Here is a 10,843-nt window from a genome sequence, read left to right as displayed (position 1 = left end):
ATGAGCGGTACTGGCGTCATCGACCAATTCCTGGAGACCTTTACCCGATATATCGACTCCGGCTTCGGGCTGATCGGAGGCGAAGTCGGATACCTCGCGACCACGTTAGCTGCGATCGACATCGCGCTCGCCGGCCTATTCTGGTCCTGGGGCGCGGATGAAGAGATCATCGCCCGACTTGTCAAAAAAACCATGTTCGTCGGTGTGTTCGCATACCTCATCGGCAACTGGAATAGCCTGGCACGGATCGTATTCGAGAGCTTCGCCGGACTTGGATTGAAAGCGTCCGGAACCGGCCTTTCCTCAGTGGACTTTTTCAGGCCAGGAAAGATCGCTCAGGTCGGTCTGGATGCCGGTCGACCGATCCTTGAATCGATCTCGGGCCTCATGGGCTATGTCAGCTTCTTCGAAAACTTCGTTCAGATCACGGTCCTGCTGTTCGCCTGGATCGTGGTGCTGCTCGCCTTCTTCATCCTGGCAATCCAGCTGTTCGTCACCCTGATCGAGTTCAAGCTGACAACGCTCGCTGGCTTTGTGCTGATCCCATTTGGGTTGTTTGGAAAAACCGCGTTTGCCGCTGAGCGGGTGCTCGGCAATGTCATCTCCTCCGGGGTCAAAGTCCTGGTGCTCGCGGTCATCGTCGGCATCGGATCGACCCTATTTGCTCAGTTCACGGCCGGCTTCGGGGGCAACCAGCCAACGGTGGAGGACGCGATGGCTCTGGTCCTTGCCGCATTGTCGCTGCTGGGGCTCGGAATCTTCGGACCCGGTATCGCCAACGGCATCGTTTCCGGCGGACCGCAGCTTGGTGCTGGAGCAGCAGTGGGCACGGGTCTTGCGGCGGGAGGATTGCTTGCAGCTGGAGCAGGTCTCGCTGCAGGTGGAATTGGACTGGCCAGCGGCGCAATCGGCACTGGCGCAAGGGCCACCTCGGCGATCGCGAGCGGAACCTCTAGCGCTTTCCGGGCGGGTGGCCTCTCCGGTGTCACTGATGCGGGCGCCTCTGCCGCGGCAAGTCCTTTGCGGATCCTTGCGGCTCGTCTTGGCGGGGGCGCAGCGGCTCGTGATGTGAGTACGTCAGATGCATCAGGTGCGGCATCTCAGGAGGTGCCTGCCTGGGCGCGCCGCGCAAAGCGCGCACAAGCGATCCACCAGGGCGCGACAGCCGCAACAAATGCCGTTCGTACCGGCGATCACGCAAGTGGTGGCGCATCGGTCGATCTCAAGGAGCAAGAATAACGATGCCACTGGAGGCGTCTTTCATTCCCTCCGGGCCGGCGGCGCTCAAGGCGGCAGGTTAGTTTTTAGGAGATTACCCGCATGTTCAAACGATCGTCTGTCCACTATGGCCGCACGCCCGAGCCGATCACCCCCTATCAGAGGGCAGCCCAGGTCTGGGACAATCGTATTGGCTCGGCACGCCTGCAGGCCAAGAATTGGCGCTTAATGGCGTTTGGCTGTCTGTTCTTGAGCGCGGGATTTGCGAGTGCCCTCATCTGGCAGTCGGCGCAGGGAACGGTTACGCCCTGGATTGTCGAAGTTGATCATCTGGGCGAGGCAAGAACCATAGCTCCCGCAAATGCCGCCTACGAGGCGAGCGATCCGCAGATTGCCTTCCATCTTGCGCGTTTTGTCGAGCATGTGCGCGGGCTTCCGTTGGACGCCATCGTGCTGCGCCAGGATTGGCTGCGTGCATACGACTTCACGACCGACCGTGGCGCCGGCGCGCTGAATGACTACGCCCGCAACAACGATCCCTTCGCCAAGGTCGGGAAAACGCAAGTTGCCGTCGAGGTCTCGAGCGTTATACGAGCCTCGATGGACAGCTTCCGCTTAACCTGGATCGAGCGGCATTACGAGAACGGACAGTTAGCGGCGACCGAGCGGTGGAGTGCGATCCTCTCGATCGTCGTTGAACCGCCCCGCGATATCGAGCGGCTGCGCAAGAACCCGCTCGGCATTTATGTCAACGCGATCAACTGGTCGAAGGAGTTCGGATCGTGATGCCTCAGATACTCGCGCCGAGCTCCCGGAAACTCCGACAAAGCGCCGTGTCCGCACTCCTGATGAGCCTATGTATGCTCGGTGGCTGCACCACCTTAAAGCCGCCTAAGATCAGCTATGATGACGACATCGCGCCCCCTCCCGATCTGCCGGCATTGGCCGATGACCGTCCAAAACCGCTCCACGTTCCACCCGTGTGGACGCCGGGACGCGGCGGCAAGAAGCTTGAGGCAAAGGAGCCGATCGAGCGGATTGAGAGCGCAAATGACGCTGCGCGCGTCGAACCTCGTAAGGACGGGTATTTCAACGCGGTGCAGGTGTTTCCCTATAGCCCCGGGGCGCTTTACCAGATCTACGCAGCGCCGGGACAGATCACCGATATCGCGCTTGAGCCGGGGGAGCAGCTGATCGGCTCAGGTCCGGTCGCTGCCGGCGACACCGTGCGCTGGGTGGTGGGCGATACCGAGAGCGGCAGCAGTGATGAGCGTCGCGTTCACATCATGGTCAAGCCAACGCGTCCTGCGATTACGACCAATCTCGTCGTCAACACCGACCGCAGGACCTATCTGATTGAGCTTCGCTCCCGAGAAAAGCCCTACATGCCCTCGGTTGCCTGGTTCTATCCGAAAGCCCGTACCGCTCCTGGTCAAGCGGTGGCTGCGACGCCGTACATTCCGGATCCGGCCGAGCGGCGCCATCGTTATACGATTTCAGGAGACAGCCCGCCGTGGCGGCCGGTCAACGTGTATGACGACGGACGCAAGGTCTACGTCGAATTCTCGGCAGGCATTACTCAGGGCGAGATGCCGCCGTTGTTTGTCATTGGACCGGACGGCAAGACCGAGATCGTCAACTACCGCGTCTACGGCAATATCCTCATCGTCGATCGGCTGTTTGCGGCCGCCGAATTGCGGCTCGGCGGTGATGGCCAGCAGAAAGTGCGTATCGCAAGAAGCGATGGGAGGTCGATGTGAGCAACACAAGCGGAGATGCCGGGGGGCATGAGGCGGCACGCGCAGATGCACCTGCGGACATTGCCGGGTCCCTGCGGCTGCGACCCGAACCGCCGCGCGTATTGCGCCTCTCCCGAAAGGCACTATTTGCTGGCACTGGTCTAGCTTTGGCCGTGGTCTCCGTTGCGACCCTATGGGCGCTGCAGAGACCTGAAAAGCTTAAGCCCACGCCTGAGGAGCTCTATTCGACGGACCACCACACGACTGCGGATCAACTTTCGACCTTGCCCAAGGACTATGCCGGAATACCTCACGGTGTGCCAAAGCTCGGACCGCCCTTGCCCGGCGATTTGGGGCGACCGATCCTCGCAGCCCAAGCCCAAACGCAATCCGGCTCGCTCGCAGTCGACGCTGAACAGCAGCGCGTCAATCAGGAAACGGAGGCGGCGCGCACCAGCAAGGTGTTTGCCACGACTAACGTGCGCGCATTGGCGGCTACAACACCATTTAGCGAGACGCCTGCGAGCCCGACGGCGTCTTCCGATGAACCATTTGCGCAGAATGGGCAGGATCGCAAGCTTGCCTTCGTCAATGCGGCCATAGATCGGCGTACCACAAGCCCCGATCGACTGGTCAAGCCAGCATCGCCCTTCGTGGTCCAAGCAGGAACGGTCATTCCGGCTGCTCTCATCACCGGTATCCGGTCTGATCTACCCGGCCAGATCACAGCGCAAGTGACCGAAAGCGTCTTCGATACTCCGACCGGCAGGGCTCGGCTGATCCCCCAAGGCGCGCGACTGATCGGGATCTACGATAGCCAGGTCGCGTTCGGGCAGTCGCGCGTGCTGCTCGTCTGGACGCGTCTGATCATGCCCAATGGACGTTCCATCGTGCTCGAACGCCAGCCAGGCGCGGATGCAGCTGGCTACGCCGGCCTCGAGGACGAGGTGGACAATCATTGGAAGGAACTCTTGGGGGCCGCGGCATTATCGACGTTGCTCGCGGTCGGGACCGAGGTCAACTCCGGGGCAGACGCCAATAGCTCCAACAGTGACATCATTGCGGCGCTGCGCCGTGGAGCAGGGGACTCCGTCAATCAGGCCGGACAACAGATTGTTCGGCGCAACCTCAACATTCAGCCAACCTTGACCATTCGGCCGGGATTCCCGGTGAGGGTCATTGTCAACCGCGATCTCGTGCTCGAGCCATACAGAGGATGAAATGACCAAACTGAAGATTGGAGCGATTGCAGATGACAAGCCCGTCCGCATCGCCATCGACTTGCCCGCCGCCGTGCATCGCGATCTGATGTCCTACGCGGAAATTCTCTCCCGTGAAACCGGCCAGAAGATCAGCGATCCGAACAAACTGATCGCGTCGATGGTGGCACGCTTTATGGCAACGGACCGGGCGTTTGCGAAGGCTCGAAAGCGGCTTCACGCCAGAGATGACGAAGGGTAGCGTTCTGTCAGCAAGTTGAGGAAATTGGCCAGAGCTGGACTTTCGTTGTCATGGCGCCAGACCGCGAAAAAGCCGACGCGGCTTGGTCCCATGCTGTCGCGTAATTCCCGGTAGACCAAGCCAGAAGAATTGGAGCCCACGTCGGATTCCAGCACGAGGGTGATGCCGAGCCCCATGCTAACGAGATTCTGCATTTCTGCGCGACTGACATCGCGATGCTCGATCCGCGGGCCCGCCGTCGAGGCGATGAGACCTGCATTCAGGAACGCTTGGAGCTCGCGCCTCGAATCATATTGGCTAATCAAAACGACTTGGTTGCTCAGATCGGTCCATAAGACGCCATCCTGCAGAGCCAGGGGATGATCGTGAGGAAGAGCAACAAAGACCCGCTCGCTCCAGAGACGACTGATTGCGCTGTTGATATGGAATGAGTCTCCTGCTGCAACATAGAGGTCAACCATGCCGTTGCGGAGCGCGGTTGCTAATTGGCTTCTCGATCGTTCGACGATTCCAAGCTTCACCAGCGGAAATCGCGCACTGTATTCGAGCAGTGTCGCACGTAGATGACCGGCGGTAAGTGAGGTGGAGAATCCGATAACCAAGCGCCCGCATTCGTCTCTGTCGGCAAGCTTCACCCTCGCGACGAGCCTGTCCATCTGTTCAAGAATTGAGCGCGCCGTTCGAAGGAAATCAAGTCCAGCTGGCGTGGCTGTGACGCCGGCACGCGATCGCTCGAAGATGATTATTCCGATTGAATGTTCCAGTAGCTGAATAGAGCGACTGAGCGTCGATTGTGTGATGGTAAGAGCATCGGCAGCTCGGCGAAAGCTTCCAAATTCCGCCGCAGCAATTGCTAGCTGAAGTTGACCGAGGTCTAACTTAAGCCGCCGAATTCCGGCTCTCAGATCGACGAAGCTCTTGTGTCGCACCATTGCAGCCTCAGAAATCAGAAATCGAACAAATAAGTTGCTCAGGAATAAAGCCGTCACCGGCCGGTTAGCCGTGGCGAGGACGAATGGCTTTCCGTTCTTTCTTTGTTTGGGGAAGCGGGTGGGCGGGAGGCTGGATGAAGATCATCGTGTCTCTGCTTGGCTGGCTACCGATCATGTGGACTTGTACTTCTCCCCCATCCCGGCATGCCCATGCGTGGTCACGATGTCTGGGAACGCACATCTGACGCGCGCGGGAGCGATGGATCCGCTCTCGATAAAGCCGGGAAGTGGGAGATGCGCTGGCTCGGCGCGTTCAACCGCGCCGGGAGGTGGGGTAATTAGGCTGCGTCCAGCAAGACTGGCGTCCAGAGAACCAGCCCATCCAGACCGCCCGCAGCACGTACCCTCTGAAGAGCTCCCGCCGAGATTTCCAGATGTCCTGCCACCGCGAGAGTGTTTCCGATGTTGCAGGGTGCGGCGATACGGCAGAGCGGCCAGCCTGCGCGTTTCAGGATTCTCTCCATCCGGACGTCGGTAACCGTGATGATGTTGTTAAGTCGTCTCGACAGCCCGAATTCGATCATCCCTGCGAAAAGCTCGTAGGTCGACTTGGCGAGCCCATGTTCGCCCTTCGGAGCATGGGAAGAGGCATCCACTGCGAACCGACTGCTCTCCCACACCAACGGGTCTGCTGGAGCAGGAAGCCCCCCAAGTACCATCGGAAACGTATCGCGCACCATCGTCGGCCCCATGGTCGGCAAAAGGCGAACCGAACCTTCCACATGGCCCTCAAGCGACGTATGGACCAAGTAGGCCGGATGCAGCGCATCGAAATCATCCATTTCCATGTCGCCGCTGGTCTGAACGCTCCATTCCAACCGTTGCTTAAAAACGCGATAGCGCAACTTATACATGGATGCTAAGGTGCAGGAAAACGCGCTGTAAGATGACTCCGTAATAAGCTGAATCATGGTCCCCTCCCAAGGAGACGAGATTCTGGAAGAGCTGCGCGTCAACATCATCCCCCATAACTATGCGGGATCGGCGTCTTAATCTTGCCCCTCTCGTTTGGCAGCGGCCACTCGCATGACGGCCTGAACGACTTTAGGAACTCCGAGCTTGTCTCTTGCGCTCCTTAAGTAGTAGGCCACGGTATTGTGGGATATGCCGAGGATCCGCCCAGTTTCCCAAACGCTTTTACCCTTTGCCGCCCAATCCAGACATTCGACTTCTCGGGGAGATAGCCGGATTCCGTCGATCGTCAGTTCATGCAAGAGCTTGCGGCGCACATGCCAATGGAAGCATCTCGCCATCAGTTGAAGGACATGGGCATTCTGATCGATGCACTTTTCGAATTGTGGACGACGTTGGTCGGCGGCAAAGGTCAGGGCAGCAACCGCCCCGTCTTCATCGTGAATTGGGACTGTGAAACCTAGCCGAATTCCGAATTCGCTGGCTTCGTCGAAAAATTTTCTTTGCGCCGGGGAGATTGGTCTCGAAGGTACGTCTAAACCCCATTGAAATGGGTCAGTGCTCTCTAACGAACGGTTAATAATCGGATCCAGGCGTTCGTAGTGACTGCGCACATAATGTGCGACCCAGTTGTTCGGATACGTCGATATGACCAAGGCCTTTTTGCTGGCCCGTCGCGGTACTGCAAGATATGCAAAACAAGACAGGTCAAGCTCGCTCGCGGTGACCGCCATCGCCTCTGCGAAGGCATCCGCGTGTTCGGCGCTGAAAAGAAGATCAATGTATCTTTGATTTATGCGATGCATGGTGATGGGCGACAAGGGCTTTGCGGGACCAAAAGGGGGATCGGAACGTTCCTAACCAGATGGGTGTTTGAGCGGTTTCACCCGCCGAGCGAGAGCTCGTTCGTGCGAAGGTCGATAGGCTAGGGCAACTATCAAAATTGAGGCGTCGGGCTCCTGCCGTCAAATGCGTAGAGCTCGTGTATTGCACCATAGCTGCCCCGTCGAAATCAGAAAAGGTCATACCGATCGGTTGGGGAAACAATGTCGTCCGTTTTTGGTTGTGCGATACTCCGCGACGGCCTGGGCTCATTCTTTCGGAGGCTTCGCTGGTCACCTCACCACGATCACATCGTCCTCCGCCTCAAGCCGGAGATCCTACAGCGCGAGCAACACCCTTCTCGCAGAGGTCGTCAAGACCGCCGATGGCGCCGCCTCATCGAAGGTGCGCGCGAGCTTCAGGGCATGGCGCATAACATCGTCGCGCTGCGGACGAAAAATCGTGTGGTCTCGCTCTCCGATTTAGTCCGCTCGTTGCTTCGTCCACGCCCGGATCGAATTCCAACTCGCGAGGTTCGCGGAGCCGAGGCACCGATGTGATCAACGCGTGTGGCCCAGGACATCCCGGTGGTATCGGCACGATACATGCCGGTACGATGCATGGCCTCGTGCGCCGGCTCGATCAGCTCGCTAGGAGGCTGTCATCACTGTCTCCCGCACACTGATCGCCGAAACCAGCGACATGATTGCGGTGCTTAGCGGCGCGGCCCCGAAGCGGCTTAGCTGGCATAGCTGCGTCACCGGATCAGGGACATAAGGCGTACGGCGTATCTGAAATTGGAGATCAGTCGTGAGCACGCGCATTCATCTTTCGGCCGCCGTTATCATTTCTACCACGGCAATTGCGATCTTGGCAGCAGTGTCGCGGCCTTTGCCGCGGGCACGAACACGCCATGGGAGCAGCCGCTCAACCGGCTTCTGCAATTCGTCGAAAGCGCCTCGCCAAGATGATCGCGGTCAACATAATCGTGGTGACCGGGCTCTCGCTCGCGCTCGGCGACACCTCGGTTGGCGTTCGCCCGACTCGTTCAGTTCGTGTTTGGTCTGTCCATCCCGTTGCCGCATTGAGTTTTCTGTCGCTATCTTTTCTTCGGCGGCAGCGTGGTGATCTGATGGAAGAGCTGTCCGAGAGTCTATCTCCTCCATGAATGGGAGCGCGACGCGACGAGTGGGCTGGCAAGAATGGCCGCCCTGACGAGCCGGGTTGAGCGCGATAGCATCTCCGCGACCCCTGCAGTTTCGTTGAAGCGCTTGAACGGCTGGTCAGTCTCGCCGTGCGGATATTGCAAGCGATAGGGGCCATTGCCGGCTGGCCGAGAGCTCCGGCCAGGCCCAATTCCTTCACAGAGGCTTATTACCCAACATTACCCAGAAGGCCCTACGTGCCTCCTAGGCCAACTAGCGCTGCGTATCGTGAATAAAGCGTCGATAGGCGGGCCATCCAAGAAGCGCACCATCGGCCGCAACTCCAAGTGCCGGGATGAAAACTTCAGGAGCGCCCTTCGCATGCCCATCACAGCTCACGCCCTCGAGCAGTTCGGCGACCCGGACCAAGCGCTCGCACGTCCGCGGGATGTGACGTAGCGACATGGACACGCTGCTTATCGCCGTATTCGAGATTTTGAGCTTCGGCGCGATCGTGGTGCTGGTCGTGCTCGGTCTCGGCATCATAGCCAGCATGATGGGCATCTTCAACTTCGCGCAAGGCGAGTTCGTCTTGCTCGGCGCCTACATCACGTACCTCGTACACAGCATCGGTCTGCCGGTCGCGCTCGGCATGCTGGCCGCGCCCATTGCGGTCGGCGCGCTCGGGTTCGTGCTGGAAAAGCTCGTCGTGCGACGGTTCTACACCGCGCCGATCGTCGCCATGCTCGGCACCTACGCGCTCGGGCTGATCATTCGCGAGGTCGTGCGCGGCCTCACGGGCGGCCTCTATCTCTCGGTGCCGGAACCGATCGGAGGCTCTATCACAATCGGCACCCTGCATTTCGCCACGTGGCGCTGCGTCATCGTCGTCATCACCATGTTGGTGATGGCTGCGAGCCATGCGCTGCTCGCCTACACGTCCTTCGGCCTGCAGATCCGCGCCTCGCTGGAGAACCCGTCGCTGGCGCGCGCCTCTGGCATTTCCACCGGCGCGATCTACAGCGTCACCTTTGCGTTTGGTGCCGCGCTCGCGGGTCTCGCCGGCGCAATGATCGTGCCGGTCTTTTCGCTGTTCGCAGATCTCGGCATCCGCTTCCTCATCCAGGGCTTCGTCGCCGTGATGGTGGGCGGTGTCGGATCCTTCGCCGGCCCTGTCGCTGGCGCCAGCGTCATTGGCACTCTCAGTGCCGCGCTGCCCTGGCTGATGTCGCCCGTGGTCGCCGACGTTCTGATTTTCGTGCTCGCCATCATTTTCATCAAGTTCCGGCCTCAGGGCCTCGTTTCCGGAAGAGGGGTTTAACCGATGACCATGACTAGCCGGCAGCTCACCCGCCGCCGTTTCCTTGGTAATGTCGCCTTCGCCTCCGCTGCCACTGCGATCGGACCGGGCAGCTGGGTGATCCGTCCGGATTGGGCCAACGCCGCGGAAGGCCCGATCAGGGTTGGTGTCGCCACAGATCTTACGGGGTCACTCGGGTTTGCCGGCAACACCGACGCCAATGTCGCTCGCATGATTGTCAAGGACATCAATGATACGGGCGGTCTGCTGGGGCGTCCGATCGAACTCTTGATCGAGGATACTGCCTCCGACGAGGCCGTTGCCGTCGGGAACGTCCGCAAGCTGATCCAGCGCGACAAGGTCAACCTAGTGCTCGGAGGCATTTCAAGCTCGATGCGTAATGCCATCAAGGACGTCATCATTACTCGTGGCAAGACCCTCTATATCTATCCGGAAGGCTACGAGGGCAAAGAGTGCACACCTTATCTGTTCTGCACCGGCCCTGTGCCCGCGCAGAACTGCGACCAATTCATTCCCTGGTTGATCACAAATGGCGGCAAGCGGTTCGCGCTGCCAGGCTCCAACTATGTCTGGCCGCAAACGATCAATGCCTATGCCCGCAAGGTGATCGAGAGCAGCGGCGGTGAAGTCGTCTTCGAGGAATACTATCCGCTCGACCAGATCGACTTTTCCTCCACCGTGAGCCGCGTCATTTCCAATAAGATCGACGTGGTATTTAACACCATTGTCCCGCCGGGCGTCAGCCCGTTCTTCAAGCAGCTCTATCAAGCTGGATTCTCCAAAAATGGCGGACGGCTGGGCTGCGTCTACTATGACGAGAACACGCTCGAAATGAACGAGGCCCACGAGATCGAAGGACTTGCGAGCAGCCTTGACTACTACAAGGTCCTCACAGCGGAAGATCCTGTCAGCGCCAAGATCCAGTCCGCTTACGACTTGCAGTTTCCCGCCAAGTTCCGCTTCTCAGCAGGAAGCGCAGCCACCGGTACTTATCGAGGACTGAAGCTGTGGGAAGCTGCAGTAAAGGAAGCCGGCACGATTGACCGCGATGCGGTGGTTGCTGCCCTTGATCACGCCAAGATCGCGGAAGGACCGGGTGGGCCGGCAGAGATGGTGCCGCGTAAGCGCCACTGTAGGATGAACATGTACATTGGTGTGGCGAAGGGCGGCCAATACGAGATCGTGGCCCGTAGCGCAGGTCTCGTCGACCCGAAGGAGTGCTGATGTCGAACG

The 10,843-nt window shown here is 59.4% G+C and carries 10 protein-coding genes and 2 pseudogenes; 9 read left to right on the top strand and 3 right to left on the bottom strand.

Going from position 1 to position 10,843, the window contains the following annotated elements; all coding sequences use genetic code 11:
* The 5 genes from trbL to QA645_RS40160 all read left to right on the top strand — a co-directional run bounded on the left by trbL (position 1) and on the right by QA645_RS40160 (position 4,418).
* Positions 1-1,239, top strand: coding sequence for a P-type conjugative transfer protein TrbL (gene trbL / locus QA645_RS40180; RefSeq protein WP_283046505.1), 1,239 nt, complete (start codon positions 1-3; stop codon positions 1,237-1,239).
* A gap of 81 nt (positions 1,240-1,320) precedes the next feature.
* A complete protein-coding gene (gene trbF, locus QA645_RS40175) occupies positions 1,321-2,004 on the top strand; it encodes a conjugal transfer protein TrbF (protein ID WP_283046504.1) in 684 nt (227 codons plus the stop codon).
* Positions 2,004-2,978, top strand: a complete 975-nt coding sequence (trbG, locus tag QA645_RS40170; protein ID WP_283046503.1) for a P-type conjugative transfer protein TrbG — start codon at positions 2,004-2,006, stop codon at positions 2,976-2,978. Before trbF ends, trbG begins: the two co-directional genes overlap by 1 nt.
* Positions 2,975-4,177, top strand: coding sequence for a TrbI/VirB10 family protein (locus QA645_RS40165; protein WP_283046502.1), 1,203 nt, complete (start codon positions 2,975-2,977; stop codon positions 4,175-4,177). Before trbG ends, QA645_RS40165 begins: the two co-directional genes overlap by 4 nt.
* Position 4,178: 1 nt before the next feature.
* Positions 4,179-4,418, top strand: coding sequence for a DUF2274 domain-containing protein (locus QA645_RS40160; protein ID WP_061849700.1), 240 nt, complete (start codon positions 4,179-4,181; stop codon positions 4,416-4,418).
* On the opposite strand, the gene QA645_RS40155 is transcribed toward QA645_RS40160, so the two are convergent.
* From QA645_RS40155 to QA645_RS40145, 3 genes are all read right to left on the bottom strand, one after another.
* Positions 4,394-5,407 (bottom strand): LysR family transcriptional regulator, encoded by a 1,014-nt coding sequence (locus tag QA645_RS40155; RefSeq protein ID WP_283046501.1) that lies wholly within the window; start codon positions 5,405-5,407, stop codon positions 4,394-4,396. The two genes, QA645_RS40160 and QA645_RS40155, sit on opposite strands and share 25 nt — an antisense overlap.
* A 281-nt stretch (positions 5,408-5,688) precedes the next feature.
* Positions 5,689-6,321, bottom strand: coding sequence for an acyl-homoserine-lactone synthase (locus QA645_RS40150; protein ID WP_061851333.1), 633 nt, complete (start codon positions 6,319-6,321; stop codon positions 5,689-5,691).
* 78 nt (positions 6,322-6,399) lie between these two features.
* Positions 6,400-7,143, bottom strand: a complete 744-nt coding sequence (locus QA645_RS40145) for a LuxR family transcriptional regulator (RefSeq protein ID WP_283046500.1) — start codon at positions 7,141-7,143, stop codon at positions 6,400-6,402.
* 343 nt (positions 7,144-7,486) lie between these two features.
* Here QA645_RS40145 and QA645_RS40140 point away from each other — a divergent pair.
* From QA645_RS40140 to QA645_RS40125, 4 genes and pseudogenes are all read left to right on the top strand, one after another.
* Positions 7,487-7,921: pseudogene (locus QA645_RS40140) on the top strand (ATPase, T2SS/T4P/T4SS family); the annotation flags it as partial.
* 110 nt (positions 7,922-8,031) lie between these two features.
* A pseudogene (locus QA645_RS40135) lies at positions 8,032-8,232 on the top strand (TrbC/VirB2 family protein); the annotation flags it as partial.
* A 520-nt stretch (positions 8,233-8,752) separates the two neighbouring features.
* Entirely contained in the window at positions 8,753-9,610 is an 858-nt protein-coding gene (locus tag QA645_RS40130; protein ID WP_283046499.1) for a branched-chain amino acid ABC transporter permease, read from the top strand.
* 9 nt (positions 9,611-9,619) lie between these two features.
* On the top strand, positions 9,620-10,834 hold the full coding sequence (locus tag QA645_RS40125) for a substrate-binding protein (protein WP_283053561.1): 1,215 nt from the start codon (positions 9,620-9,622) through the stop codon (positions 10,832-10,834).
* Positions 10,835-10,843: the final 9 nt, after the last annotated feature.

Source organism: Bradyrhizobium sp. CIAT3101, from assembly GCF_029714945.1.
Lineage (GTDB): Bacteria > Pseudomonadota > Alphaproteobacteria > Rhizobiales > Xanthobacteraceae > Bradyrhizobium.
This window is presented reverse-complemented; position numbering and strand designations above follow the sequence as displayed.

What these genes read in the sequence shown, in the direction of transcription:
- trbL (WP_283046505.1), top strand. Translation starts at nt 1, where the DNA reads ATGAGCGGTACTGGCGTCATCGACCAATTCCTGGAGACCTTTACCCGA.
- trbF (WP_283046504.1), top strand. Translation starts at nt 1,321, where the DNA reads ATGTTCAAACGATCGTCTGTCCACTATGGCCGCACGCCCGAGCCGATC.
- trbG (WP_283046503.1), top strand. Translation starts at nt 2,004, where the DNA reads ATGCCTCAGATACTCGCGCCGAGCTCCCGGAAACTCCGACAAAGCGCC.
- QA645_RS40160 (WP_061849700.1), top strand. Translation starts at nt 4,179, where the DNA reads ATGACCAAACTGAAGATTGGAGCGATTGCAGATGACAAGCCCGTCCGC.
- QA645_RS40150 (WP_061851333.1), bottom strand. Translation starts at nt 6,321, where the DNA reads ATGATTCAGCTTATTACGGAGTCATCTTACAGCGCGTTTTCCTGCACC.
- QA645_RS40130 (WP_283046499.1), top strand. Translation starts at nt 8,753, where the DNA reads ATGGACACGCTGCTTATCGCCGTATTCGAGATTTTGAGCTTCGGCGCG.
- QA645_RS40125 (WP_283053561.1), top strand. Translation starts at nt 9,620, where the DNA reads ATGACTAGCCGGCAGCTCACCCGCCGCCGTTTCCTTGGTAATGTCGCC.